Source organism: Arthrobacter pascens, from assembly GCF_030815585.1.
Classification (GTDB): domain Bacteria; phylum Actinomycetota; class Actinomycetes; order Actinomycetales; family Micrococcaceae; genus Arthrobacter; species Arthrobacter pascens_A.
This window is the reverse complement of sequence record NZ_JAUSWY010000001.1, coordinates 1,364,581-1,389,709: the sequence shown is the minus strand read 5'-3', so window position 1 is coordinate 1,389,709 and position 25,129 is coordinate 1,364,581. Positions and strand designations below refer to the sequence as shown.

Sequence of the window (25,129 nt, the reverse complement as noted above, 5' to 3'; positions counted from 1 at the left end):
GCGGGGATATTCTGTGACAGCCAGAGCCGCTGCTATCGGAGACTGATTGTGACTTTCATTTCCAAGACCCAACATGCCGACGTCGTCCTGATTGGCGGCGGCATCATGAGCGCCACGCTGGGGGCGTTCATCAAGCAGCTAGAACCAAACTGGACCATCTCCCTTTTCGAGCGGCTTGATGAACCCGGGCTGGAAAGCTCAGGTCCGTGGAACAACGCCGGAACGGGGCACGCCGCCCTCTGCGAGCTCAACTACTCGCCTGCAGCCAAAGACGGCTCCGTGGACCCTTCCAAGGCGTTGCTGATCAACGAGCAGTTCCAGCTCTCCCGGCAGTTCTGGTCCCACCTCGTGGAGCAGTCGCTGATCGGATCGCCCAAGGGATTCATCAACACCGTCCCCCACATGAGCTTCGTCATCGGCGAGGACAACACGAAGTTCCTCAGGACCCGCTACGAAGCACTCAAGCCTCACACGCTGTTCCGCAGCATGGAGTACTCCGAGGACCACGCCCAGATTGCCAAATGGGCGCCGCTGATCGTCAAGGGCCGTGACCGCCAGCAGCGCATCGCCGCCACCCGGGCCGCTGAAGGGACCGACGTGGACTTCGGGGCACTGACCAGGGAGCTGACCACCTACCTCGGGAACAACGGCGTCGAAATCAACTATGGCCACGACGTCACCGGCATCTCCAAGGCGTCCGACGGCGGCTGGGACCTTTCGCTCAAGTACCCGGCTTCCGGGGAACACGGGAAGATCCACGCGAAGTTTGTGTTCGTGGGCGCCGGCGGCGGCGCGCTTCACCTCCTCCAGGCCTCCGGGATTCCGGAAAGCAAGGGCTTCGGCGGCTTCCCCGTCTCCGGCCAGTTTTTCCGCTGCACGGACGAGATGCTTGCGGCGCAGCACAGTGCCAAGGTTTACGGCCAGGCCTCCGTGGGCGCTCCGCCCATGTCCGTGCCGCACCTTGACACCCGCTACGTCAACGGCAAGCGCTCGCTCCTGTTCGGACCGTACGCCGGTTTCTCCACCAACTTCCTCAAGAGCGGCTCCTACCTGGACCTGCCTCTGTCCATCCGCCCCGGCAACATCATTCCGATGCTGGCCGTGGCCAAGGACAACATGGACCTGACGGCCTACCTGATCAAAGAAGTGGCCAAGCGCCACGGTGACAAGGTGGAAGCGCTCCGCGAGTACTACCCGGAAGCCAAGGACGGCGACTGGGAACTGATCACCGCCGGCCAGCGTGTGCAGATCATCAAGAAGGATCCGAAGAAGGGCGGCGTGCTTCAGTTTGGCACCGAAGTGATCGCCGGCCGCGACGGTACCATCGGCGCCCTCCTGGGCGCATCCCCGGGTGCCTCCACCGCGGTGCCCATCATGATAGAGCTGCTGCAGAAGTCCTTCCCAAAGAACTTCAAGGGCTGGCAGTCCAAGCTCAAGGACATGATGCCCGGCTACGGCGTCAAACTTGACGACAGCCCGGAACTGGCGGAGGAGCTTGAGAGGGCAACGTCCAAGGCCCTGCAGCTGGAGAACGTTTCCGCCTCCCGCTGACCAGTCAACCCCACAGGAGTCCACGCGATGTTCCGGCTGGCACAACTCTCACTTGCGAACCGGGCCCTGATCGCGCTGGTCACCGTCTTCGTGTCGGTGTTCGGCGTGATCACCATGTCATCGCTGAAACAGGAACTGATACCCTCCATCGAGTTCCCCCGGATCACCGTCCTGACGTCCATGCCGGGGGCATCTCCGGAGGTAGTGGACAAGCAGGTGAGCGCACCGCTGGAGACGGCGCTGAACGGCGTCGAAGGGCTGGAGTCCACCTCCTCCACGTCGCGCAACGGCGTTTCGCAGATCACCATGGCCTTCACCTACGGGTCAAACCTTGACCGGGCCCGGAACCAGATCGACCGCGCGATCTCCAACGCCAAGCGTTCCCTTCCGGAGGATGTGCAGCCGCAGGCCATCGCCGGAAGCATCAGCGACTTCCCCATTGTGTTCCTGGCCGTGTCATCCGATAAGCCGCTCAGCGAACTGAACGCGGACCTCCAGCGCCTCAGCGTGCCAAGGCTACAGAAGATCGACGGCGTCCGCGGCGCCGATGTGACAGGTGGCGCCACCCAGCACATCCAGATCCTCCCGCGCGCCGATGCGATGGCGGCCAAGGGCGCGACGATCCAGTCCATCCGGAACGCGCTCAGCAGCAACGGCGCCCTGGTGCCGGCGGGGACCATCGAGGAGCAGGGCAAGACACTGTCGTTGCAGGTCGGCAGCCCGGTGGATTCCCTTGACGCCATCAAAGCCCTGCCCCTTGACGGGGCCAAGGACGCCGCCACTGTCGGCAACGTGGCCGACGTCAGCCTGCAGGAGGATGCCCGGACCTCCATCACCCGCACGAACGGCGTGGAAACCCTGGCGGTCTCCGTCACCAAGAAACCCGAAGGCGACACTGTCGGGATCTCCCATGCCGTGAACGGCTCGCTGCCCCAGCTTGAGGCCGAGCTCGGGTCAAACGCCAAATTCACGCCCGTGTTCGACCAGGCGCCGTTCATTGAGAAGTCCATCAAGGACCTCACCACAGAGGGACTGCTGGGGCTGGGCTTCGCCGTCGCCGTCATCCTGGTGTTCCTGATGTCGGCCCGATCCACCCTGGTCACGGCTGTGTCCATTCCGCTCTCGCTCCTGGTCACTTTCGTCGGCCTGTCAGCCACGGGCTATTCGCTGAACATCCTGACCCTCGGCGCGCTCACCATCGCCATTGGCCGCGTGGTGGATGACTCCATTGTGGTGATCGAGAACATCAAGCGGCACCTCAGCTACGGCGAGGAAAAAGTCACCGCCATCCTGACCTCCATCCGCGAGGTTGCGGGCGCCATCACTGCCTCCACGCTGACCACAGTGGCGGTCTTCCTGCCGATTGCCTTTGTGGGTGAACTTGCCGGCGAACTCTTCCGCCCGTTCGCGCTGACCGTCACCATGGCCCTGCTGTCATCACTGTTGGTTTCGCTGACGATTGTTCCGGTCCTCGCGTACTGGTTCCTCAAGAGCCCGGCAGGAGCTGCCGCCGGGTTGCCGGCTGCCCGTGAGGCCGCCGCCGCTGCGCGGGCAAAGGCCCATGAAGCGGAGCGGAAGAGCCTGCTTCAGCGCGGGTACCTTCCGGTCCTCTCAAAGACCCAGAAGCACCCGGTGGTGACACTGATCGCCGCGGCGCTGGTCCTCGGCGGCACGGCGGCCATGACGCCGCTGCTGGCGACGGATCTCCTGGGACGGTCAGGAGAGAACAGCATGACCGTCCGCCAGGTGCTTCCGGCCGGGACAAGCCTGACGGATACCAGTGCGGCCGCCGTCCGTCTGGAGGAAGTGCTCCGGGGGATCGACGGCGTGAAGAACGTCCAGGTGACCTCAGGTAACGCCCAAACAGGGTTTGCTGCGATGACATCCTCCGGCGCGTCCAACTCCACTTTCACGGTGGTTACCGATGAGAAGGCCAACCAGGCCCGGCTGCAGGATACGGTCCGTGCCGAGCTCGCCAAGGTGGCGGATTCGGGGAAGATTTCCGTAGGTTCCCAACAGGGCGGCTTCGGCACGTCAACCACGGTTGACATCACCCTCAAGGCCGCAACCTCTGAGGATCTCCGCCAGGCAAGCGATGCCATGGTCCAGGCCATGACCGGAGTACCGGGAACCAGCGAAGTGGCAACCAACCTCGCGGCCAGCCAACCTGTGGTGCAGGTCAAAGTGGACCGGGCAAAGACTGTGGCCGCCGGACTCAATGAAGAGCAGGTGGCAGGCGTCCTGGCCTCCACCATCAGTCCTGTCCCCGCAGGCACGGTCCGGATCGACACCAATGATTTTCCCGTCCAGATCGGTGAGGGCAAACGGTTTACCAGCCTGGACGCCGTGCGGAACATTCCGCTCCCGGCCGCCGGTGCCTTCGTGACACTTGGCAGCATCGCCGCGGTGGAGCAGGTAGACGTTCCCGTCTCCATTACCGCCAGCAACGGTCAGCGGACCGCCAAAGTGTCCGTGACGCCGTCGGGGTCCAACCTTGGTGCGGTGAACACTGAGGTGCAGCAACGGCTTACCTCCGTCCAGCTCCCGCCAGGCGTCACCGCGGAGATCGGTGGTGCCACCACCCAGCAGGCAGAGTCCTTCCGGCAATTGGGCCTGGCTCTCCTGGCTGCGATCGCGATCGTGTACGTGATCATGGTGGCCACCTTCAAATCCCTGATCCAGCCGCTGATCCTCCTGGTCTCCGTCCCCTTCGCGGCAACCGGGGCGGTTGCGCTGCTGCTGATGACCGGTGTTCCATTGGGGCTCCCTTCCTTGATCGGCATCCTGATGCTGGTGGGAATCGTGGTGACCAACGCGATTGTGCTGATCGACCTCATCAACCAATACCGCCAGCCGCGCAACGGCGTGCCCGGCATGAGCGTGGCTGACGCCATCACCCAGGGCGCCCGGCAGCGCCTTCGCCCCATCCTGATGACCGCCCTTGCCACCGTCTTTGCGCTCACTCCGATGGCCCTCGGCCTGACAGGCGGCGGCGGCTTTATCTCCCAGCCACTGGCCATTGTGGTGATCGGCGGGCTGATCTCCTCCACGGCCCTGACGCTGGTGCTTGTTCCCGTGCTGTACCGGCTGGTGGAGGGGCGGCGCGAAAGGATGGCGCTGCTCCGTTCCATGCACGAACGCCCCGAGTTCGGGCCGGCGGACGACGTCGACGCTGAGTTCCGCGACTGGACCACCGACATGACCCCCAGGATCAGCGGCCGCCGGGCCGCTGCGGGGGAACCTGAGTAGCGGGAAAGCCTGAGCAAGCGTGCGGGAATATTCTCCCGGGGGTTGCGTTATATCCGGCGATACATGCAAATGCATGTAACTCGGTTATAGTGAAAGCAAGCCCAGGGAAGTCCGGAACGGAAGGCACATCATGCAGATCGGCGTTTTCAGCGTCAGTGACATCACCACTGACCCCACAACAGGCCGCACGCCCACCGAGAATGAGCGCATCAAGGCGGCCGTGGCCATCGCCAAAAAGGTCGAGGAAATCGGCATGGATGTCTACGCCATCGGCGAGCACCACAACAGGCCGTTCTTCTCCTCCTCTCCCACCACGACGCTCGGCTACATTGCAGCCCAGACCGAGCGAATTACCCTGTCCACGGCCACCACGCTGATCACCACGAACGACCCGGTCAAGATCGCCGAGGACTTCGCGATGCTCCAGCATCTCGCTGACGGGCGCGTGGACCTTGTGTTGGGCCGCGGAAACACCGCGCCGGTGTATCCGTGGTTCGGCAAGAACATCCAGGACGGGGTGGAACTGGCCATCGAGAACTACAGCCTGCTGCGCCGGCTATGGGATGAAGATACCGTCAACTGGTCCGGCAAGTTCCGCACCCCGCTCCAGAACTTCACGTCCACCCCGCGGCCGCTCGACGGCGTGGCCCCCTTCGTGTGGCACGGCTCCATCCGCACACCGCAGATCGCCGAAGTTGCCGCTTACTATGGTGACGGCTTCTTCGCGAACAACATCTTCTGGCCCAAGGAGCACTACCAGCAGCTGATCGGCCTCTACCGCGAACGCTATGAGCACTATGGCCACGGCAAGGCGGATCAGGCGATCGTGGGCCTCGGCGGTCAGTTCTTCATGCGGAAGAACTCCCAGGATGCGGTCAAGGAATTCCGTCCCTACTTCGACAACGCGCCGGTCTACGGTCACGGCCCGTCCCTGGAGGACTTCACCTCCCAGACCCCGCTCACGGTGGGCAGCCCGCAGGAAATCATCGAAAAGACGCTCACCTTCCGTGAGTACTTCGGGGACTACCAGCGCCAGCTCTTCCTGATCGACCACGCCGGCCTGCCCCTGAAGACGGTGCTGGAACAGCTTGACCTGTTTGGCGAGGAGGTCCTCCCGGTCCTCCGCAAGGAATACGCGGCCCTCAAGCCGGCGCACGTTCCGGACCCGCCCACGCACGCCGGCCGGGTTGCCGCGCTGCTGGCAGCCCAGGGCACCCCGAGTGCTCCCGCGGAGCTGTGATGACGTCCGAAGCCAAGGTCTCCCCGGTACGCCTGGCCGCAGAGACCTGGGAGTCCCTCTTCCGGGCACAGGTCGCGGTCATGCGGAAGCTTCAGGCCGCGCCTGCCTTTCGTAAACTCGCACTGAATGAATACGACGTGATCTTCACGCTGTCACGGTGCCCCTCCGGCTGGCTCCGGCTCAACGAGCTCAATGACAATGTCCTGCTCAGCCAGTCCAGCCTCAGCAGGCTGGTGGAGCGTTTGGAGAAGCGCGGACTTGTGGCGCGGATGCCGGCTCCGGATGACGGCCGCGGTGTGCTGCTCAAACTGACACCCGAGGGCGCGGCGCTGCAGAAGGAGATCGGCCGCGAGCACGTCCGGGACATCTCCGGCCTGCTGGGTCCTGCCCTGACAGCCGCCGAGCAGAAGGAGCTGAAGCGGCTGACGGACAAGCTCCGCAACTCGTTGGGTCCCCGGCCGGCGCAACAGCGGCAGCTGGATCCTTAGCCCAGCTGCACCAGCTTGGCCGGGTCCTCCATCGGAAGGGGACCGTTCACCACTGCAGTGATCTGGAGCTGGTTCAGGGTGAGGCTCCCCCCTACCGTGGACAGGAAGGCCGTGTCCGAGGAATCCCGGCCGGCCGTGATCCTCAACATCGATTCCCGCGGGGCCAGGCCGGTGGGGTCGATGATGTGCCAGGCACCGTTGACATGGGCTTCCGCCACCGCATGGAAATCCATGGGGCTCAGCCCGGGGGCATACACAGCAGCAAGACGGGCCGGAATGTCCTTTGAGCGGAGCAGCGCTATGGCCAGGTGGGCGAAGTCGCGGCAAACACCGCGCCGGTTCAGGAGGGTCTCCACCGCCCCGTCGGTCCCCCGTGACGAGCCGCTGATGTACTTCAGCTCCCCGTACACCCAGTTCCGTACCGTGTGCAGCAGCTCCTCTCCCTGAATCCCACCGAATTCGGCGTAGGCAGTGGGCAGCAGCCGGTCCGATTCGGCATAGCGGCTGGGCCGGACGTAACGGATCAGGTCAGCCAGCGGTGCGTCCTCAGGGACGGCCCGGCCGCTGACCGTTGCCGAATATTCAACGCTGACTTCAGCCGGGTCGGCGAATTCCATGTAATGGATCCGTCCGCCGTGGTGGTCCGGGAGTTCCGTCAACGGGACCTGCTCCCCGCCCGCCGTCACGGACAGGGATTCCTGAAACGAGGTGTAGCCGGGGTTCCTGGCTACTGAAATGGCCAGGGCCGCCTTGGTGTGGGCCACGGTCTTGAATACCAGGCGTGCGGCAACGCTGCGTTCCATATATCTCCGGGGTATGAGGTGGCTGCAGAACAGTCGCCGCTCTGGCCCGGCGTTGGTGGGGCCGGCAGCAGGACTAGTTTTTGATCTCCAGCGACATTAGCATCCGTTGGACATTGGCGAATTCAGCGTTCTCGCCCACATACTTTGCTGCCTGGTCCAGGGTGTCAAAGGCCTTGGCGGGAGCTACCTTTTCGTCCGGGGCAAAAGCCTTGAGCACGGGCAGGTCGCCGAAGGAGTAGTCGCCCTTCCCCGCAGGTCCGCGGACTACGTTGCGCAGCTCGCAGGCCTGCCCATCGGCCCCGCCCACGATGTTGGTGATGCCGTACGAGCCGAAGTACCGGTAGCCCTGGATCACACGGAACACGACGTGGGGAGTTATGGTGCCCTCCCCGGCCAGGGCCGGAAGTTCCACAGGCACGCTGCTGACCACCGTGTAGGAGCGGCGCGCGCTTTCCTCGCACCCGGGCGCCGACGGCGGCAGTCCCGTCCTGAGGGTGGCCACAACTGCGCCGTCCTGCTTCTTCACCTCGATCTTCAAGGCCCCGGCCAAGGTCCCTTCCTCAGGGGTGACCGATTGGGCGATCCACTCTTCCGGCAGCTCGAAGCTGACGGTTTTGCCAGGATCCGAGAAGGACTTCCAGGCGGACGCCGTTGCAGCGGGTCCCGGTGACGCAGAAGCCGTTGCTGATCCGGCCGTTGTAGACCCCGCCGCAGGATCTGACGACGTCGGGCCGGGTGTGCCGCCTGGGCCGGAGGGGGCCGCGGCGGTTGACGTGTCCGGCTGTGCAGTCCAGGCGGGCTCCGCTTTGCCCTGGCTGCTGCACCCGGCGGCGAGTGCCCCGACCATCAGTACGGCCGCCATCCGCATCCCGAACATTGTTGCCTTGCCTGTCATGGAGCCAGCCTAACCGCCTGCACCGGCCCGGCGCGGACAGGGCAGCAGCGTTTCTCCAAAGGGTTCCGCCGCACCGGCTAGGGACGGCTATGAAGGAGGGTCACCCGCCATGTGTCGCGGCCGCACCGTAAGCGGCCGCGGAGGGGACTAGGCTGGTGGTTATGGCGGAAGAGCAGTACGGCGCGGCCGATGACAGCGTGGCGGACATCTCCGCCATCGATATTGCAGACTGGCGGCTACGGACCTTTGCTCTGTATGACACGGTGCGGAAAATTGCCGTGGAAAGCCCCGCGGAGGCGCATACCTACTGGCGGCAGGAACGCGACCGAATGTTCGGCACCCATCCGGCGTCCGCGCTGACCGAGCAGGACAAAGCGCGTTTCTCCGGGCTCAAGACCGCCGACTACGATCCCATCTACCGCTTCCATGTGCCGCTGACCAATGAGGGCGCCGGCCGGGAGATGACCGTGGAGGCAGGGACCGAAGGCGTGGTCAGGTTTGTCCGCCTGGGTACCTTCGACCTTCCCGAGATGGGCCAGTTGGCGGTGTGGAAGCTGCAGGGCTACGGAGGCGGAATATTCGTTCCCTTCCGGGACGCAACGGCGGGCCTGCCCGGAGGCAGCTACGGTGAGGGCCGGTATCTGCTGGACACCACCAAGGGCGCCTTCCACGGCGTCCACGGCTCCGGTCCCGGGGCAGAATTCGTGCTGGACTTCAATTTTGCCTACAACCCGTCCTCCGCCTACAACGAGGCCTGGGTCTGCCCCCTCGCCGGGCCCTCCAACCGTCTCGCCGTGGATATCCCGGTGGGCGAACTGTACTGGCCCGGCTGGTCTTGACCGGTCCGACGGGAACGGTGACCGGCGCGCACCGCCTTGCCCGTGTCCGTCCGTTGTCCTCCGCATCACCGGCAGAGCAGTTCTTCGTGGCAAATGGTGACGCCGACTTCTTGGGCGGGACCGGCACAGTGTGGACGGTAGTGGATACGCCATTCCCGGACTCCCCTGCAAACGCCTGCAGCGCCCCGCGCAAGGGCTGGGAAACCGGGGATTCAGTGCCCCGGGAGACCTTTCAGTTTCTTGCCCCCAGCGTCCCGGCCAACGTGCTGGGGATGGCGCACAACACCGGCCAGGCAGGCCGTGGCCTGCCGCCCCAGGCCTTCCATAAGGCAGCCACCAGTGTGGTCGGCCCCGGTGATGCCATTGAGCTGCCTGCCGGGGCGGGCCATGTGGATCCCGAGGCGGAGCTGACCATCGTGGTGGGAAGGAAGGCCAGGGGCCTGACGCCCGGGAACGCCCGCAGCGCAGTACTGGGCTTTACCATCGGCAACGACGTGACGAGCCGGGACCTGCAGAAATCAGACGAACTGTGGATCAGCGCAAAGAGCCAGGACACGTTCACTCCTGCCGGTCCGTGGATCGTCACCGGCCTGGATGACGCCGACCTGGCCGTCAGCATTGTCCACAACGGTATTGAGCTGAAGGCGGCCAGCACCGCCAATCTGGGATGGAAGGTGGATGAAATCCTGGTCTACCTGACGTCCTTCATGACGCTGCACCCGGGGGACCTGGTCCTGACCGGCTTCCCTGCCGAGTCCGCACCACTTGTTCCCGGTGACACCGTGAGCTGCCGCGTGCAGGGAATCGGCGAACTCACCAACCCGGTCAAGGCCGTCTCCTGGGAAAATTTCAGTGCGTGATGTGTCAGGCTTAACCCATGGATTCCCCTGCCGCGCCCGCCGCCCAGCTGACGCAGCAGCCCAGCACTGAGCAGTCCAGCCCTGAGCAGTCCAGCACCGAGCAGTCCGGCACCGAACAACCACGGCGGGGAGCGCCGGCCACCAGGCATTACCGTGGAGTACTTCGGTTTCCGGTGGTCCGCCAGCTCATCCGCTTTACGGGAGTGGGCGTCGTCTGCACGGCCACATCGCTGGCGCTGTATGCCTTGTTGCGTCCCTGGCTGGGGCCGCAACTGGCCAACGCTGTGGCGCTGGTCCTCACGTCGCTGATGAACACCGCCCTCAACCGGAGGCTGACGTTCAAAATCACAGACCAGCGAAGGATTGCCCGGGACCACCTCAACGGCTTGTTCGTCATTGCCGTGGCCCTGGTCATCACCGGCGGCAGCCTGGGTGTGCTGCACTGGCTGCGCCCGGAAGCCACCGTGGCCGATGAACTCTGGACCACCACACTGTCAGGCTTCCTGGCCACCGCCGTCCGCTTCACTATGCTGCGCCACTGGATCTTCCGCCGCGCCCGCCACCGCTAGCAAGCCCGGACAGGCGTCACGTTCGGCCCAAGGTCCGGACGCTGGCGACGGCGGCCTGTACCGCCTGGGCGGCTGTCTCCAGATCCACGGCGCTGATGGAGGAGTCGAAACTGAACCGTACTGCGGTCTGGGCTACTTCAGTCTCTATGCCCAGGGCAGTAAGGACCGGCGACGGCGCGTCCGAACCCGCGGCGCACGCCGAACCGCTCGAACACACCACGCCCTGCCGCTCCAGCTCCAGGAGCACCGATTCGCCGCTGGTACCGGGGAAGCAAAAAGACGCCACGGAGGGCAGCCGTTCGGTGGGGTGGCCGGTCAGGACTGCCCGGGGAACGGTGCCAAGGACGGCTCCGATGAAGCGGTCCCGCAGCGCCGCCACGCGTTCCGCCGTTTGCAGCTGCTGGGCGTGCGCCAGCGTCAGGGCTGTGGCCAGGCCCACGGCGCCCGCCACGTTTTCGGTGCCAGAGCGGCGTCCGCGTTCCTGGCCACCGCCATGAACCAGCGGCTCAATCCGGGTCCGGCCGCGGACATACAGCGCACCGCAGCCCTTGGGCGCACCGAGCTTGTGGCCGGAAATGCTCAGCGCGTCCACGCCCAGCGCCTTCACGTCCAAGGGCAACCAGCCGGCGGCCTGGACGGCGTCGGTATGGAACGGGATGTCCCGCGAGCGCGCCAGGGCCGCCAGCTGGGCGATCGGCTGGACAGTTCCCACCTCGTTGTTGGCGTACATCACGCTGACCAGGGCAGTCTCCGGCCTCAATACTGCAGCGAGCGCCTCCAGCGTCACGCGCCCGGCCCCGTCGACCGGAATGACGTCCACGGCGAATCCGTGGAACCGTTCCAGATACCGGGCGGATTCCTCCACTGCAGGATGTTCGATGGCGCTGATCACCACCCGGTTCAGCCGCGCCTCCGTTGCCTGCCGCGCCAGCGCAATCCCCTTCATGGCCAGGTTGTCCGCCTCGGTGCCGCCCGACGTGAACGTCACCTCCCCGGACCTGCAGCCCAGCACTCCGCTTACTGCGGCGCGTGCCCCGGCGAGCGCCGCGGCGGCAGACTCCCCCAGCGAATGATGGCTGGACGGGTTGCCGAACTCGCCGGTCAGATAGGGCCACATGGCATCCAGCACTTCACGTCGTACGGGCGTGGTGGCGGCCGCGTCAAGAAAAATCATTGCCTGCTCAATCCATGGTCAGCTCGACGTCGAGGCCAAGGTCCAGCGCCACCACGCTGTGGGTGAGCGCGCCAACGGAGATGACGTCCACGCCGGTGGCGGCGATCCCCGCCACCGTCTGGAGGTTTACATTGCCACTGGCCTCCACCCGGGCGCGTCCGTCTACCACTGCCACGCCGGCTTTTAGCTCGTCCACCGTGAAGTTGTCCAGCATGATGGTGTCCACCCCGGCGGCCAGCACCGGTTCGATCTGGTCCATCCTGTCCACTTCAACTTCGAAGTGGGTGGTGTGGCCAAGCCGTGCTTTTGCCGCTGCGAGAAGGCCGGTGAGCCTGCCGGGATCGCCGCCGGTCATCACGGCGAGATGGTTGTCCTTGGCCAGCACGGCATCGGAGAGGCTGTAGCGGTGGTTGGCCCCGCCCCCGCAGCGGACAGCGAACCGTTCCAGGATGCGCAGCCCGGGAGTGGTCTTCCGTGTGTCCGTAATCCTGGCGTCGGTGCCTTCGGCCAGCTTCACGTATTCCGCCGTCTTGGTGGCGATCGCGGACATCCGCTGCACCAGGTTGAGGGCTACGCGTTCCGCAAGCAGCACCGAGCGCGCCCGGCCGCTGACCCGTGCGAGGGGAGTGCCGGCGTCGAACGTTTCACCGTCGGAGAGCAGCAGTTCCACCTCGGTGTCCGGATCGACCAGCAGCATGGCATCCCGGAACACCGTTGCGCCGCTGAAGACGCCGGGAACGCGGGCATTCAAAACTGCCGTGGCGCGGGCTTCAGCCGGTATGAGCAGCTGGGAGGTGATGTCCCCCGCCGGGGCATCCTCCGCGAATGCCCGTTCCAGGATCTCCCGCACAGGCGCTGACGGAAGGGCCAGGTCAAACTTGGCGGGTTCAGTCATGGAGGGTTCAATCACGGGCAAGGCTCACTTTCGGGCGCATTCGGTAGGACTCTTCAAGTTCTTCGATGCCGGTGTCTTCGATGCCGGCATCGGACAGCCGGCTGTCACTGCGGTAGTGGGCGCCCAGGGAATCCCGGCGCCCCTGGGCCGCGCGGACCAGCAACCGCGCTGCCAGCAGGAGGTTGGCGTCCTCATGCGCCCGCGGATCCCCGGCATCAGGAACGCTTTCGGGACGGACGACGGCGGCCCAAGCCTCCAGCGCATCTCCCGCCTCCCGCAACAGCACGCCGTTCCGTAGCACCCCGGCCTTGGCAGTCATCAAGCGGCGAAGGGCATCCCGTGAAAAAGGCTGAACAGGCTCGGGGCCAACACGTTCCCACTCGTACGCGTCGGCAAGGTGCATTTCCGGAGCGCCGCCCAGACCGCCCTGCCCGCCGTCGTCCGAGGGTGTTCCGGAAGCGTGCGTCAAGGGGAGGCCGCCAGCGGCCGTGGGCCCACGCGATCCGGGTTCCCGGGCCGAGCTTGCGAGGTTGGGGAGATCGTGGGGAGCACGCGGAGGAACAGCGTCGAACGATGCCCCAGCCGAGGGACCTGCGGAGCTGTCCCCCAGGAACCCTTCGACAGCGCGCCGCCCGAAAACCAGTCCTTCGAGGAGCGAGTTGCTTGCGAGCCGGTTGGCACCCTGGACGCCGGTGCAGGCAACCTCGCCGGCGGCGAGGAGTCCGGGCACGGACGTCCTCGCGTACAGGTCGGTGGAAACGCCGCCCATCCAGTAGTGTGCCGCCGGAGCAACGGGCACAAGGCCGCGGGTCCAGTCGATGCCGGCCTGTCGGGTGCGCTGGCTGATGGTAGGGAAGCGCTTGTCGAGAAAGCCTGGGCCCTTGGCGGCCTCGATGACCCGGGCGTCGAGAAACACGTGGCCGTTGGGGTCGCCGAGCTTGGCCAGATGGAGGGCGATGCTGCGCGAGACGACGTCCCGGGGGGCAAGCTCGGCATCCGGATGGTATTCAGGCATAAAGCGGTGGCCGCGGGCATCCAGCAGTACAGCGCCTTCACCCCGCACTGCTTCCGAGATGAGCATCGGATCCCGGTCCGCCCCTGGTGCCGCGGCTTCACCGATGGGCACCAGGCATGTGGGATGGAACTGGAAGAATTCCAGATCGGAAACGGCCGCCCCGGCGCGCCAGGCGAGGGCCAGCCCGTCTGCAGTGGCAACCGCGGGATTGGTGGTCTGGGCGAACAGCTGGCCCGCACCGCCGGTGGCCAGCAGCACGGCGTCGCCCGCCAAGCGCAGGCTCCGTCCGTCTTGGGTGAACTCGACGCCGGACACCCTGCCCTCCGACTGGACCAGGGCTGTGGCCCGGGCATGACCGAACAGCTGGATGGTTCCGTGCGCCTCCCGTGCCAGGACGGCGCGGATCAGCGCGTTTGCCACCCGGGCTCCGGTGGCGTCACCGCCGGCGTGCAGGATACGCGGGGCAGAGTGGGCGGCTTCGAGCCCCAGGGACGGTCCGCCGTCGTGGTCCAGGTCGAACGGCACGCCGAATCGCCGTAACGCTGCGATGTCATGGCGCGCTTCCGAGCAGAGCACCCGGACTGCCTCTTCGATGCAGTGGCCAGCACCCGCCCTCAGCGTGTCGGCGATGTGCGCCGCTACGGTGTCTCCGGTTGCCGGACTGTCCAGAACGGCGGAAATGCCGCCCTGGGCGTAGTAGGTATTGCTTTCCGCGAGGGCTCCCTTAGTCAGCAACACCACGTCTGCACCGGCGTCGGCAGCCAGGAGAACGGCGTAGAGTCCGGCGATGCCGCTTCCGACGACGACAAGCCGCCGGGGCGCTGAGGTCCGGGTCACTACGGCCTGGCGGCGAGCATGCGCTCGAGCGCCGTCCGGGCGTTCGCCTGCACGGCGTCCGCAACGGTGATCCGGTTGACGATGCGGCCCGCTGCCAGTTCTTCGAGGACCCAGGCGAGGTAGCCGGGGTGGATCCGGTACATCGTGGAGCAGGGGCAGATGACAGGGTCAAGGCAGAAGATGGTGTGCTGCGGGTATTCGGCGGCCAGCCGGTTCACCATGTTGATTTCGGTGCCGATCGCGAACGTGGTGGGCTCGGTGGCGGCAGCAATGGCCTTCTTGATGAAGTCTGTGGATCCGGCGGCGTCGGCGGCGTCCACCACCTCCATGGGGCACTCGGGATGCACGATGACCTGGACTCCTGGGAAGTCCGCCCGCGCCTTGTCGATCTGAGCCACATTGAAGCGCTTGTGCACGGAGCAGAAGCCGTGCCAGAGGATCACCCGGGAATCCAGCAGGTCCTGTTCGGCATTGCCGCCCAGGACCTTCCGCGGGTTCCACATGGGCATCTGTTCCAGCGGCACACCCATGGCTTTGGCGGTGTTGCGGCCCAGGTGCTGGTCCGGGAAGAACAGCACACGCTGGCCGCGCTGGAACGCCCATTCAAGGACGGTCCTGGCGTTGGAGGAGGTGCAGACGATGCCGCCGTGTTCGCCACAGAACGCCTTCAGTGCTGCGGAGGAATTCATGTAAGTGACGGGAATGACCGGGACGCGGCCGGCGGCGTCGGGCTCGGTGCCAAAGATCTCTTCGAGCTGCTCCCAGCACTCTTCCACGGAGTCGGTGTCCGCCATGTCCGCCATGGAGCATCCGGCCGCCAGGTTGGGCAGGATGACCGCCTGTTCCGGTGTGGACAGAATGTCTGCCGTTTCGGCCATGAAATGCACGCCGCAGAAGATGATGGCCTCGGCGTCGGGTTTTGTCAGCGCCGCGTTAGCCAGCTGGAACGAATCGCCAACAAAGTCGGCGTACTGGATCACTTCATCGCGCTGATAGAAGTGGCCCAGGATGACGGCCCGGTCGCCAAGGGCTGCCTTGGCCGCGCGGATCCGGGCGTCCAGTTCCGCGTCGCTGGCGAGCTTGTATTCCGCCGGAAGCTGGCCCTGGCGGGGAGTGGCAGCCGGGGCAACATCCGCGCTGGACGCACCCGGACCATAGGCGGGGACACCTGCGAGCGCCTCGGCGAGGTCATAGTCCCAAGGGCCCTTGGCAAGCGCGGGACTGCAGGTGCTGCCGGCCTTGCTGCCCGTGACGGCCTCTTCGGCCTGCTCGCGCGTGATCAGCTGGATTGCTGTGTTAACGCTGCTCATGATGTGCTCCTGTTATCTGGGTCAAGGCCGGGGCGGCCGGTGAAGCGGTAGAGGCGTGGGGGACGGTGTTTGCCGCCCTGGAGGTACTCACCGGTCTCTTCGATCTCCGGTGTGGACATGATCTGGCGGCGGAAATTGGCCGGATCCAGCTGCCGGTCCAGCACGGCCTCATAGACTTCGCGGACCTGGGCGAGAGTGAAGTACTCCCCCAGCAGGTGATAGGCCACGGAGCCGTAGGCAAGCTTGTTGCGCAGGCGCCAGAGGGCGTAATCAACAATGGCGTTGTGGTCAAAAGCCAGCTCGCCGAGGCGGTCTGCCCGGAACCATTTGACGTTTTCCGATTCGTCGGCGAGCGCGGCTTCCGTGGGCTGCACCAGGGCCCAGTAGACGATCGATACAACGCGCTGGCTGGGTGAACGGTGCAGGCCGCCAAAGGCGTAAAGCTGTTCCAGGTAGCTCGGGGCCAATCCGGTGGTCTCCTGGAGGTTCCGTGACGCCGCGTCCTGCAACGACTCGGAGTGCGTCAGCGGTCCGCCCGGGATTGCCCAGAGGCCCTTGAACGGCTCACGGATGCGGCGGACCAGCGGCATCCAGAGGGTGGGCCTGCCTGAAGCTTCACTGGGCCGGAGCGCAAAAATGACAGTGGAGATGGCAAGCGACGGAGGTGCCGCCTGGCGCTCGGCAACGTTCGCTGAACTGGTGTACAAGGCTGCTCACCCACTCTCCGACTTCACTCGCCTAGTTATGGTCATATTGACCAAAACTAATTCTACGGGCAGCCCGTTCGGAATCAAAATGTTTCGCTTCGCTGCCCCGGCTGCCCCGGCGTGCGGCCGCGGACGGCTAGCTGTCCGGCGTGGAGGCCGCCGCCTCCAGCAGCCTCAGGGTCCTGCCCTGGAAGTGGGTGTTGAGGACAATAACAGAAGACGCCCGTTGCACCGTCCTGGTGGCGATCATCGCGTCCAGGACGCGTTGAAGGTCCAGGTTGGACCGTGCAGCGATTCTGGCCATGAGGTCAGAGCTCCCGGAGACAGTGTGGATTTCGATCAGCTCGGGGATAGCGGCCAGTGCCTCGGCCACAGCGTCATGGCCCAGGTCCTGGTTGATGGTCAGGGAACAGAAGGCCACCACCGGAAACCCGAATCTGGCCGGGTCCGGCTGGGGAACCCACGAACTGATCACGCCCGCCTCCGTCATCCTGTCGAGTCTCGACTGGATGGTGGCACGGGCCACGCCAAGGACCCGGGAGGCCTCAAGCACGGACGCCCGCGGGTTGTCCGTGAAGAATCGGACAACTTTGGCGTCCAGGGCATCGACGTTCATACAGTCTCCTCTGGGTGCACGTACTTGGGCGGCAATTTGATACACCCTAGGCATTTTGATGAACCAAACTGCATCCATGTTTGCACAGCTGCGGCGTCGCCAGCGCCAGCAGAGGCGGTAAATTCGAGTGGTCCCACGAGGACCGACCACCTACACCCCAAGAAGGTTCAACTGCATGACACTGAAGTCGACGCAAGTGCGTCCGGAAACGCACCTCGGCCACAGCATGAAACCCCGCCAGCTCACAATGATGGGGCTGGGAAGCGCCATCGGCGCCGGACTGTTCCTGGGCTCCGGCGCCGGAATCCAGGCCGCGGGGCCGGCTGTCCTCATTTCCTACCTGGTTGCCGGCACCCTCATCATCCTGGTGATGTGGGCTCTCGGTGAAATGGCGGCCGCGAACCCTGCCAGCGGCGGGTTCTCCGTTTACGCTGAGCGTGCCCTGGGGAAGACGGCGGGCGCCACAGTGGGCTGGCTGTGGTGGCTTCAGCTGGTGGTGGTCATTGCCGCCGAAGCCCTTGGTGCCGCAGGGCTGCTGTTCTCTGTCTGGCCTGTCATACCTGTCTGGGCCCTGGCCCTGATCTTCATGGTGGTATTTACTGCCATCAACCTCGCCGGGGTCAGGAACTTTGGCGAGTTCGAATTCTGGTTCGCCATCCTGAAGGTTGCCGCCATTGTCCTGTTCCTCGCGGTGGGGGCTGCCCTCCTCCTGGGACTCCTCCCGGAGGTGTCGTCGCCAGGACTGGCCAACATCACCACGGACTTCGCCCCGGCAGGACTCGGAGGAGTCGCCACGGCGCTGTTTGTGGTGATCTTTGCCTTCGGCGGCACCGAGATTGTTTCCGTGGCGGCTGCAGAAACCGAGGATCCGGAGCACAGCGTGGGCAAGGCGATCCGCACCGTGGTGTGGCGGATCCTGGTCTTCTACATCGGCTCGGTCTTTGTCATTGCAGCAGTACTGCCAGCCACGTCCGGAAGCCTGGCTTCGCCGTTCGCGGGCGTGCTCGACGCCGCCCAAATCCCCGGCGCCGCTACGGCAATCACCCTGGTCGCCGTCGTCGCACTTCTCTCCGCCCTGAACGCGAACCTTTATGGCGCCTCCCGCATGGTCTATTCGCTGGCTGAACGCGGCGAGGCGCCTGCCTTCCTGTCAAGGCTCAGCGGCGCGAGGGTGCCCATGCTGGCCGTCGGCGTCTCCGTGGCCTTCGGATTCGTCGCCACCGTCCTGGAACTGATGTTCCCGGAAAGGATCCTGCCAGCCCTGTTTCAACTTGTTGGCTCCACCTGCCTGGTGGTGTGGGGCACAGCCCTCGTCTCCCAGCTGATTCTCCGGCGGCGTGCGGACAGCAGGGGCGATTCCCTGCCACTGCGGATGAAAGGCTTCCCGGGCCTCACGATCTTCGGCCTGGTACTCCTGGGCCTGATCTTCGCTGTCGGTTTCAGCGCCGAGAGCAGCCGCAGCCAGCTGTTCAGCACTTTTGCCCTGGTTGCCTGCCTCGCTGCAGCCTGCTGGTTCGGCGCGCGGCTCACCACCCGCGAGCGCCAGCCCAACTAGCTCGCAGTTAACGTCGCCATGACGGCCCATGGCGGCGTTAACTGCTACTCAGTTTGGGAAGGTTCGACGGCGACGGTGGCTAAGGTCACAGTCATGGACACACTTCCTCCCTTGGCAACCGGCGAAACGGCCGCGCCCAGCCCGGGGCAGCTCCGTGAGTTGTATTCGCTCATGGTTGCCGTCCGGCACCTGGACAGCTCCGCCGTCGCGTGGCAGCGGCAGGGCATCATCCCCGGCTATGCCCCGGAACTGGGCCAGGAGGCAGCCCAGGTGGGCAGCGGATACGCCGTGGATCTGACCCGGGACTTCGTCTTCCCCACGTACCGGGAAATGGGCGTTGCCCGGGCCATGGGCGTGGACATGGTGGCCTACATGGCAACGCACAAGGCCACATGGCACGGCGGCCTCTATGACCCGATGGAATCCCGGCTTGCCCCTATCCAGGCCGTAGTGGCCGGCTCCGTCCTGCATGCGGTCGGCTGGGCCCACGGCCAGACGCTTACCGGCACTGCCGACGGCAAGCTCGGCGTGGCCCTGAGCTACTTCGGCGACGGCGCCTCCTCCCAGGGCGATGTCCATGAGGCCATGAACTTCGCCGCCCTGATGAAGGCACCCGTGGTGTTCTTCGTCCAGAACAACGGCTGGGCCATCTCGGTCCCCACTGAGCGCCAGGTGGCCGGCGGCTCCGTTGCCGCCCGTGCACAAGGCTATGGCATCCCCGCCATCCAGGTGGACGGCAACGATGTAGTGGCCGTGCTCGAAGCGACCCGCCATGCCCTGGCCCACTGCAGGTCCGGAAACGGGCCCGCCCTGGTGGAAGCCATGACGTACCGGCGCGGCCCGCACTCCACCTCCGACGACCCCGGCCGCTACCGGTCCCTCGCTGAAGAGCGCGACGGCGGCGGCGAGGATCCGCTGGAACGCTTCAGGCAGCGGCTGCTCGCCGACGGAATTGCGGACGAGGCTTTCTTCGCCGCCGCCCTGGCCGCGGCCAAGGCCGAAGAGGAACAGATCCGCGCCGGTATCCAGGCATTGGGTCCGCGCCCCGGAAACGAGATGTTCGACCTGGTGTTCCAGGAAACCACGCCTGCGCTGCAGGCCCAGGGCGCCAGCTGGCGAGAGGAGTCGGAACATGTCTAGCGCCATCCTTGAAAGCGGGGCCGCCGTGGCACACGGAGTTGAAAGGCACAGACTTGAAGGGCACGGAGTTGAAGAGCTCTCCATGCAGCAGGCACTGAACCGGGCGCTGGACGAAGTCCTGGCCACGCAGCCCAAGGCCCTCATCTTCGGAGAGGACTGCGGCCGGCTGGGCGGAGTCTTCCGCATCACGGACGGCCTGCAGCTGAAATACGGCGAAGCCCGCGTGTTTGACACGCCGCTGGCGGAGTCCGGCATCCTGGGCATGTCCGTGGGACTTGCAATGGCAGGCTTTCACCCCATCCCCGAGGTACAGTTCGACGGCTTCGCCTATCCGGCCATCAACCAGATCGTCTGCCAGATAGGACGGATGAACTACCGCAGCCGCGGCACTCTGCCCATGCCCATCACGCTGCGGGTTCCCAGCTTCGGCGGCATCCGCGCCCCCGAACACCACGGCGAGTCGCTGGAGGCGCTCTTCGCGCACGTGCCCGGACTCAAGGTGGTGTCGCCGTCGACACCCCATGAGGCCTACCACCTGCTCACATACGCCGCTTCCCTTCCTGACCCCGTGATTTTCATGGAGCCCAAGTCCCGGTACTGGCAAAAGGGCCCGGTGGACTTTGCCAGAGGCCCCGAAACTATCGGCTCCCCCACTGGCGCCAAGGTCATGCGGCAGGGGCGCCACCTGACCGTCGTGGCGTGGGGCGCCATGGTGGCGCGGTGCCTCCAGGTGGCGGATCTGGCGGCCGAAGACGGGGTGGACATCGAGGTCCTGGACCTGCGCTGGCTGAAGCCCATCGACGCCCAGGCACTGGCGACCTCGGTACAGAAGACGCGGCGCGCCGTCGTCGTCCATGAAGCGCCGCTGACCTCAGGACTTGGTGCTGAAGTGGCGCAACTGATCACGCACGGCTGCTTTGACACCCTCAAGGCGCCCGTGGAGCGGGTGACCGGTTTCGACGTCCCCTATCCGTCCGGTGACCTGGAAGATGAATACATCCCCAACATTGACCGAATCCTCAATGGCATCAAGAGGGTATTGGAGTACCGCCGTGGCTGAAATGTCCTTCCCGCTCCCGGATCTCGGCGAGGGGCTCATCGAAGCGACCGTGCTGGAATGGCTGGTTTCCCCCGGTGACCAGGTGGAGCGAAACCAGCCTCTGGTGGAGGTGGAAACCACCAAATCGGCTGTTGAACTGCCCAGTCCGCAGGCAGGTAAAGTGGTGCGTACCTTCGGTGGGCCCGGCGACAGGATCAATGTCGGCGAACCCCTGATCGTGTTCGAGGTCCCGGACAATACGGCCGGAATCGTGGGCACGGTACCGAAGGATGAGGCACCGAAGCGCCGGGTCCGCCTGAGCGCCGTACTTGATGAGGACTGACACCATGAGCGGCAGGCACACCGGCGGACAGCATACCCACACAGTGGAAGGGACGGATCCCCAGCTGTATGTGGAGGTGCACGAACCCACCTCGGACGCCGGGCTCAGGCCCGTGCTCCTGCTGCATGGCTTTTCCTCGTCCAGCAAACTCAACTGGGAAGACACCGGGTGGCTGGCGGCGCTGCTTGAGGCGGGCCGGCGCGTCATCACCGTGGACCTGCCCGGCCACGGCCGCAGCGGCGCCCCGGAAGACCGGGATTCCTACTCTCCGAGCCGGATCAGGGCGGACCTGCTGCAGATAGCGTTCGACGCCGGAGTGCAGCCTCTGCATGACGGTGACCCTTCCAGCGGACTGGACATAGTGGGTTACTCCCTTGGTTCCCGCCTTGCCTGGGAGTTCGGCGCCACCCAGCCGGAGATCGTCCACCGCCTGGTCATGGGTGGACCGAACATCGCGGATCCGTTGGCTGCCTTTGACCTCGTGGCGGCACAGCGCTACCTCGCCGACGGCACGCCGATTGCGGACGAGTCCACGGCGGGCCTCCTCAAGATGGCCATGCTGCTTCCGAGCAACAATATTTTCGCCCTGCTTTCGCTTGTCGAGGCCATCAAAGACGAACCCTACGATCCTGCTGAAGCCGTGCCACACATGCCCATGCTCCTGGTGGCCGGGGACCAGGACGACCGCGCGGCAACCATGCCGCAGCTGGCCGAACTTGCCATCACGGCGGGATCCATGGCTGAACAGCTGGTGCTGCCCGGGCGCACCCACACCAATGCCATCACCAGCAGGGCCTTCAAGCAGGGTGCCATCGCCTTCCTGGGTGTCTGATGCCTTACAGTAATTTCCCAGCTCCCGCCTAGCCCGCGTTGCTTTGATGGGCTCATGCACGATCCCTCCCATCGCCGCCCCCGTCTCCGGAGGGTCTTCGCCGCACTCCTTGCGGCGGCCCTGGCAGCCGCCGCTTACGCCATGATCCAGGCGCCGCCGTCGCAGACCGCGCCGCCGCAGCAGGGCGCGCCGCCGCCGATCGGATCAACCGGCAGCAACCCTGGCCAGGCGATCTCTCCACGGATCGGACAGCAGCTCGATACCGCGATTGCCGGCATCATCAGCGCCAACACGCAATACCAGGTGGGAGTGGCCCTCATCGACCTGAGCGACGGCGCGCTCCACCAGTACGGCATTGGGGCACCTTTCGAGGCGGTCAGCACGGCCAAGATCGTGACCGCCGCCGCCTACTATCAGCTGGTGGAAGCCGGCACCGCGTCCCTTGACAGCCCGCTGGGCGACTTTACGTCAGGCTTCCAGATCCGGGAGATGGTCCAGGATAGCGACAACGACTCGTGGAGCCTGCTCATGGACGCGGTGGGCCATTCCGGCCTCCAGAGCTACGCGGCATCGATCGGCGTCTCCTACGACCCGGAGGCGAACACCCTCTCCGCCACTGACATGGCCCGCGTTCTCGCCGAGCTGTACGCGGGAAAGCTCCTGGACCCGGAACATACACAGGAGCTGCTGTCCTACATGCAGAACACCAACTATGAGAGCCTCATCCCTGCTGCAGTCCCGGACGATGTGACCGTCTTCCATAAATACGGTCTGCTCGACACGGAATTGCACGACGCCGCCATCCTCACCGGCGGAGCTGCCGGCTGTGGGCTGGTGGTCTACACCAAAGGCAATGGCCTGGACGATGTACCGGAGCGGACCGGCGTGATCCACGAAATCACCCGCGCCGTCACCGCTGCCTTCTTCTGACGTTCAGGTGGCCATGACTTTCAGGCCGGCCCGGGCCGGCTCCGGACTTCCCTGCAGCACCACTCCTGACGGTAGGCTGGAGAAGGGGCGGAGCGAGCCGGAGGGGGACCAATGAACACGCGTTTTGAAGACCGCACGGATGCCGGCGAGCGCCTGGCCGCGGTCCTGACGCAGTTCCGGGAACGTCCCGACGCGATCATCCTCGGGCTTGCACGCGGCGGCATTCCTGTGGCGGCGGCCGCAGCCAAGGCCCTCTATCTGCCGCTTGGAGCCGTGCTGGTCCGGAAACTCGGCATCCCCGGCCACGATGAGACCGCTTACGGTGCCCTTGCCTGGTCCCAGGGCAGGGTTGTGCGGCTGCTCAACAAACCCCTGATGAGCCGGGTCCTGGAACACGGGGTCCGCCCGGAGTGGCTGGCAGAAGTGGAACAACGCGAACGGGCGGAGCTGCTCCGCCGCGTTGAACGCTATCCCGGCATAAGCCACGAGCTCAAGGGCAAGACTGTGCTGCTGGTTGATGACGGACTGGCTACCGGCGCCACAATGCGGGCGGCAGTCGAGGCCGTCCGCGGCGGCGGGGCTGGCCAGGTGATAGCCGCTGCACCGGTTGGTTCCGTGGAGGCGGAAGCGTCGGTGTCGAGGGTGTGCGATGCGGTGCTGTGCCTGCATTTGCCCGGAAAATTCCGTGCTGTGGGCAGCTTTTACCACCACTTCGAGCAGCTGACGGACGAGGACGCCATCAGCCTGCTGAGTCCCTAGCGGCGCGACACACAAGGCGGCGGGCACGGACTGTGTGGTCCGTACCCGCCGTTTTCACGGCCGCGTTCCTATGAGTGGCCGAGGCGGCGTGCGCCCCTAGTGGTGGCTGACGCCCAAGGGGCGGCCCTTGGTTTCCTTGGCCAGCAGAACGCCAACGGCCGAGATCACGCAGAGGATCATGATGTAGATACCGATCGACCCGGTCCATTTTGTGCTCAGCAGCAGCCACTCCGCAATGGTGGCTGCGAACGCGCCGCCCAGGATGGCACCGAAGGCGTAGCCGATGGATATGCCCGAGTAGCGGACGTTGGCCGGGAACATCTCCGCGTACATGGCAGACATTGGGCCGTAGGACAGACCCAGTCCGATGGTCAGGACAAAGAGGGCCACGCCGTAGAGCCAGATGTTCTTGGTATCGATCAGCGCGAACATCGGAATCATCCAGACAAAGACGATGGCGTAGCCGGTCAGGAACGTCTTAACCCGGCCGATCCGGTCTGAAAGCCAGCCGCCCGCCAGGGTAAAGATCAGCCAGCCGAAGGAGGCCAGTGTGGTGGCGAGCAGGACCTGCGGCAGCGGCATCTGGAGTGACCTGGTGGCATAGGAGATGAAGAAGGCGATCAGGAGGTAGCCGGCCGCGTTGTTGGCGATGAAGATCATGGTCGAGTAGAGGACTGACTTCTTGTGGTGCCTGATCAGTACGCCCAGGGGCGCCTTGCTTTCTTGCTTGCGGGCGGTCATTTCCTTGAAGACCGGGCTTTCGGCCACTGCCCTGCGGATCAGGTAGCCCACAACGATCAGCACGATGGACAGCAGGAACGGTACCCGCCAGCCCCAGGCGCCAAAGTCTTCCCTGGACATGCCCGAGTTCAGGAAGTACAGGAGTCCGGTGGCGAGGATCATCCCAATGGGAACTCCGATCTGGGGGTAGGCGCCGAACAGGCCGCGTTTGTTCAGGGGTGCGTGCTCCACTGCCATGAGTGCCGCACCGCCCCATTCACCGCCTGCGGAGAATCCCTGGACCACGCGGAGCGTGATCAGGAGGATCGGAGCCCAGACACCGATTTCGTTGTACGTGGGAAGCATGCCTATCAGGGCCGTCGCCGCACCCATCATCACCAGCGTGAACACCAGCATCGCCTTCCGGCCCAGCCTGTCGCCCAGGTGGCCGGCCACCACGGCGCCGAGGGGGCGGAAGAGGAAGCTGATGCCGATCAGGGCAAATGAGAGGATCTGCGCAAGCCCGGGGTTGGACGCCTGCAGCGGCGTCAGGAACAGGGGCGACAGCAGCGTGGCCGTGAGCTGGGCGAAAATAAAGAAGTCGTACCATTCGATGGTGGTGCCCACGAGCGTCCCGGCGAGGACCTTGCGTTCCTCTCTCCGGGTGCTGGGTCCGGCGACTGAATCCACCGCGGAGGGTGTGGTCATTGAAACTCCATTGTTTAAGGCAGCATGCTGCAGGTTGAAACGCCTTCATGATTAC

Annotated in this window: 23 protein-coding genes; 14 read left to right on the top strand and 9 right to left on the bottom strand. The window is 65.3% G+C overall.

Annotated elements, in window-relative coordinates; translation table 11 throughout:
• The first annotated feature begins 48 nt into the window (after positions 1–48).
• The 4 genes from QFZ30_RS06500 (at position 49) to QFZ30_RS06485 (ending at position 6,528) form a co-directional block, all read left to right on the top strand.
• Positions 49–1,551, top strand: coding sequence for a malate:quinone oxidoreductase (locus QFZ30_RS06500; protein ID WP_307074569.1), 1,503 nt, complete (start codon positions 49–51; stop codon positions 1,549–1,551).
• A 27-nt stretch (positions 1,552–1,578) separates the two neighbouring features.
• Entirely contained in the window at positions 1,579–4,800 is a 3,222-nt protein-coding gene (locus tag QFZ30_RS06495) for an efflux RND transporter permease subunit (RefSeq protein ID WP_307074568.1), read from the top strand.
• Between the two features lie 130 nt (positions 4,801–4,930).
• The gene (locus tag QFZ30_RS06490) at positions 4,931–6,040 is read left to right on the top strand and encodes an LLM class flavin-dependent oxidoreductase (RefSeq protein WP_307074566.1); all 1,110 of its coding nucleotides are present in this window, start codon (positions 4,931–4,933) and stop codon (positions 6,038–6,040) included.
• Entirely contained in the window at positions 6,040–6,528 is a 489-nt protein-coding gene (locus tag QFZ30_RS06485) for a MarR family winged helix-turn-helix transcriptional regulator (RefSeq protein ID WP_307074564.1), read from the top strand. The genes QFZ30_RS06490 and QFZ30_RS06485 overlap by 1 nt, the downstream gene beginning before the upstream one ends.
• Here QFZ30_RS06485 and QFZ30_RS06480 read toward each other — a convergent pair.
• Both QFZ30_RS06480 and QFZ30_RS06475 read right to left on the bottom strand, forming a co-directional pair.
• Positions 6,525–7,331, bottom strand: coding sequence for a transglutaminase-like domain-containing protein (locus QFZ30_RS06480; protein WP_307074562.1), 807 nt, complete (start codon positions 7,329–7,331; stop codon positions 6,525–6,527). The genes QFZ30_RS06485 and QFZ30_RS06480 overlap by 4 nt on opposite strands.
• 73 nt (positions 7,332–7,404) lie before the next feature.
• The gene (locus QFZ30_RS06475; protein WP_307074561.1) at positions 7,405–8,226 is read right to left on the bottom strand and encodes a hypothetical protein; all 822 of its coding nucleotides are present in this window, start codon (positions 8,224–8,226) and stop codon (positions 7,405–7,407) included.
• Between the two features lie 161 nt (positions 8,227–8,387).
• On the opposite strand from QFZ30_RS06475, the gene QFZ30_RS06470 reads away from it, so the two are divergent.
• Genes QFZ30_RS06470 through QFZ30_RS06460 form a run of 3 tightly spaced genes read left to right on the top strand, consistent with a single transcriptional unit; the run spans position 8,388 to position 10,494 of the window.
• Positions 8,388–9,065 (top strand): DUF1684 domain-containing protein, encoded by a 678-nt coding sequence (locus QFZ30_RS06470; protein WP_307074559.1) that lies wholly within the window; start codon positions 8,388–8,390, stop codon positions 9,063–9,065.
• Positions 9,066–9,082: 17 nt separating this feature from the next.
• Positions 9,083–9,925: a fumarylacetoacetate hydrolase family protein gene (locus QFZ30_RS06465; RefSeq protein ID WP_307074557.1), complete on the top strand. Its 843-nt coding sequence runs from the start codon at positions 9,083–9,085 to the stop codon at positions 9,923–9,925.
• Positions 9,926–9,942: 17 nt separating this feature from the next.
• The gene (locus QFZ30_RS06460; RefSeq protein WP_307074555.1) at positions 9,943–10,494 is read left to right on the top strand and encodes a GtrA family protein; all 552 of its coding nucleotides are present in this window, start codon (positions 9,943–9,945) and stop codon (positions 10,492–10,494) included.
• A gap of 16 nt (positions 10,495–10,510) precedes the next feature.
• On the opposite strand, the gene QFZ30_RS06455 is transcribed toward QFZ30_RS06460, so the two are convergent.
• From QFZ30_RS06455 to QFZ30_RS06430, 6 genes are all read right to left on the bottom strand, one after another.
• Complete coding sequence (locus QFZ30_RS06455) at positions 10,511–11,668, bottom strand: cysteine desulfurase family protein (RefSeq protein ID WP_307074552.1); 1,158 nt, start codon at positions 11,666–11,668, stop codon at positions 10,511–10,513.
• 7 nt (positions 11,669–11,675) lie between these two features.
• Positions 11,676–12,563, bottom strand: a complete 888-nt coding sequence (gene nadC / locus QFZ30_RS06450) for a carboxylating nicotinate-nucleotide diphosphorylase (protein WP_307074551.1) — start codon at positions 12,561–12,563, stop codon at positions 11,676–11,678.
• Between the two features lie 7 nt (positions 12,564–12,570).
• A complete protein-coding gene (nadB, locus tag QFZ30_RS06445; RefSeq protein ID WP_307074549.1) occupies positions 12,571–14,415 on the bottom strand; it encodes an L-aspartate oxidase in 1,845 nt (614 codons plus the stop codon).
• Entirely contained in the window at positions 14,415–15,725 is a 1,311-nt protein-coding gene (gene nadA, locus QFZ30_RS06440; RefSeq protein ID WP_307074547.1) for a quinolinate synthase NadA, read from the bottom strand. The genes nadB and nadA overlap by 1 nt, the downstream gene beginning before the upstream one ends.
• Positions 15,722–16,432, bottom strand: a complete 711-nt coding sequence (locus QFZ30_RS06435; protein WP_307074545.1) for an NUDIX hydrolase — start codon at positions 16,430–16,432, stop codon at positions 15,722–15,724. The genes nadA and QFZ30_RS06435 overlap by 4 nt, the downstream gene beginning before the upstream one ends.
• A gap of 136 nt (positions 16,433–16,568) precedes the next feature.
• Entirely contained in the window at positions 16,569–17,048 is a 480-nt protein-coding gene (locus tag QFZ30_RS06430; protein ID WP_307074543.1) for an Lrp/AsnC family transcriptional regulator, read from the bottom strand.
• A gap of 175 nt (positions 17,049–17,223) precedes the next feature.
• On the opposite strand from QFZ30_RS06430, the gene QFZ30_RS06425 reads away from it, so the two are divergent.
• The 7 genes from QFZ30_RS06425 (at position 17,224) to QFZ30_RS06395 (ending at position 23,646) form a co-directional block, all read left to right on the top strand.
• Positions 17,224–18,603 (top strand): amino acid permease, encoded by a 1,380-nt coding sequence (locus QFZ30_RS06425; RefSeq protein ID WP_307074542.1) that lies wholly within the window; start codon positions 17,224–17,226, stop codon positions 18,601–18,603.
• Between the two features lie 93 nt (positions 18,604–18,696).
• The gene (locus QFZ30_RS06420; protein ID WP_307074540.1) at positions 18,697–19,743 is read left to right on the top strand and encodes a thiamine pyrophosphate-dependent enzyme; all 1,047 of its coding nucleotides are present in this window, start codon (positions 18,697–18,699) and stop codon (positions 19,741–19,743) included.
• On the top strand, positions 19,736–20,803 hold the full coding sequence (locus QFZ30_RS06415) for an alpha-ketoacid dehydrogenase subunit beta (RefSeq protein WP_373462818.1): 1,068 nt from the start codon (positions 19,736–19,738) through the stop codon (positions 20,801–20,803). The genes QFZ30_RS06420 and QFZ30_RS06415 overlap by 8 nt, the downstream gene beginning before the upstream one ends.
• Positions 20,796–21,125, top strand: coding sequence for a biotin/lipoyl-containing protein (locus QFZ30_RS06410; protein ID WP_307074538.1), 330 nt, complete (start codon positions 20,796–20,798; stop codon positions 21,123–21,125). The genes QFZ30_RS06415 and QFZ30_RS06410 overlap by 8 nt, the downstream gene beginning before the upstream one ends.
• Positions 21,126–21,129: 4 nt before the next feature.
• Positions 21,130–21,957: an alpha/beta fold hydrolase gene (locus tag QFZ30_RS06405; RefSeq protein WP_307074536.1), complete on the top strand. Its 828-nt coding sequence runs from the start codon at positions 21,130–21,132 to the stop codon at positions 21,955–21,957.
• A 54-nt stretch (positions 21,958–22,011) separates the two neighbouring features.
• A complete protein-coding gene (locus QFZ30_RS06400; RefSeq protein ID WP_307074534.1) occupies positions 22,012–22,887 on the top strand; it encodes a serine hydrolase in 876 nt (291 codons plus the stop codon).
• Positions 22,888–22,998: 111 nt separating this feature from the next.
• Complete coding sequence (locus QFZ30_RS06395; RefSeq protein ID WP_307074532.1) at positions 22,999–23,646, top strand: phosphoribosyltransferase; 648 nt, start codon at positions 22,999–23,001, stop codon at positions 23,644–23,646.
• 96 nt (positions 23,647–23,742) lie between these two features.
• Here QFZ30_RS06395 and QFZ30_RS06390 read toward each other — a convergent pair whose 3' ends face one another.
• Positions 23,743–25,074 carry an MFS transporter gene (locus QFZ30_RS06390; protein ID WP_307074530.1) on the bottom strand — a complete coding sequence of 444 codons (1,332 nt, stop codon included), beginning with the start codon at positions 25,072–25,074 and terminating at the stop codon, positions 23,743–23,745.
• Positions 25,075–25,129 lie beyond the last annotated feature (55 nt).

What these genes read in the sequence shown, in the direction of transcription:
- QFZ30_RS06405 (WP_307074536.1), top strand. Translation starts at nt 21,130, where the DNA reads ATGAGCGGCAGGCACACCGGCGGACAGCATACCCACACAGTGGAAGGG.
- QFZ30_RS06470 (WP_307074559.1), top strand. Translation starts at nt 8,388, where the DNA reads ATGGCGGAAGAGCAGTACGGCGCGGCCGATGACAGCGTGGCGGACATC.
- QFZ30_RS06425 (WP_307074542.1), top strand. Translation starts at nt 17,224, where the DNA reads ATGACACTGAAGTCGACGCAAGTGCGTCCGGAAACGCACCTCGGCCAC.
- QFZ30_RS06420 (WP_307074540.1), top strand. Translation starts at nt 18,697, where the DNA reads ATGGACACACTTCCTCCCTTGGCAACCGGCGAAACGGCCGCGCCCAGC.
- QFZ30_RS06430 (WP_307074543.1), bottom strand. Translation starts at nt 17,048, where the DNA reads ATGAACGTCGATGCCCTGGACGCCAAAGTTGTCCGATTCTTCACGGAC.
- QFZ30_RS06495 (WP_307074568.1), top strand. Translation starts at nt 1,579, where the DNA reads ATGTTCCGGCTGGCACAACTCTCACTTGCGAACCGGGCCCTGATCGCG.
- QFZ30_RS06490 (WP_307074566.1), top strand. Translation starts at nt 4,931, where the DNA reads ATGCAGATCGGCGTTTTCAGCGTCAGTGACATCACCACTGACCCCACA.
- QFZ30_RS06415 (WP_373462818.1), top strand. Translation starts at nt 19,736, where the DNA reads ATGTCTAGCGCCATCCTTGAAAGCGGGGCCGCCGTGGCACACGGAGTT.
- QFZ30_RS06485 (WP_307074564.1), top strand. Translation starts at nt 6,040, where the DNA reads ATGACGTCCGAAGCCAAGGTCTCCCCGGTACGCCTGGCCGCAGAGACC.
- QFZ30_RS06395 (WP_307074532.1), top strand. Translation starts at nt 22,999, where the DNA reads ATGAACACGCGTTTTGAAGACCGCACGGATGCCGGCGAGCGCCTGGCC.
- QFZ30_RS06390 (WP_307074530.1), bottom strand. Translation starts at nt 25,074, where the DNA reads ATGACCACACCCTCCGCGGTGGATTCAGTCGCCGGACCCAGCACCCGG.
- nadC (WP_307074551.1), bottom strand. Translation starts at nt 12,563, where the DNA reads ATGACTGAACCCGCCAAGTTTGACCTGGCCCTTCCGTCAGCGCCTGTG.
- QFZ30_RS06455 (WP_307074552.1), bottom strand. Translation starts at nt 11,668, where the DNA reads ATGATTTTTCTTGACGCGGCCGCCACCACGCCCGTACGACGTGAAGTG.
- QFZ30_RS06475 (WP_307074561.1), bottom strand. Translation starts at nt 8,226, where the DNA reads ATGACAGGCAAGGCAACAATGTTCGGGATGCGGATGGCGGCCGTACTG.
- QFZ30_RS06480 (WP_307074562.1), bottom strand. Translation starts at nt 7,331, where the DNA reads ATGGAACGCAGCGTTGCCGCACGCCTGGTATTCAAGACCGTGGCCCAC.
- QFZ30_RS06400 (WP_307074534.1), top strand. Translation starts at nt 22,012, where the DNA reads ATGCACGATCCCTCCCATCGCCGCCCCCGTCTCCGGAGGGTCTTCGCC.
- QFZ30_RS06460 (WP_307074555.1), top strand. Translation starts at nt 9,943, where the DNA reads ATGGATTCCCCTGCCGCGCCCGCCGCCCAGCTGACGCAGCAGCCCAGC.
- nadA (WP_307074547.1), bottom strand. Translation starts at nt 15,725, where the DNA reads ATGAGCAGCGTTAACACAGCAATCCAGCTGATCACGCGCGAGCAGGCC.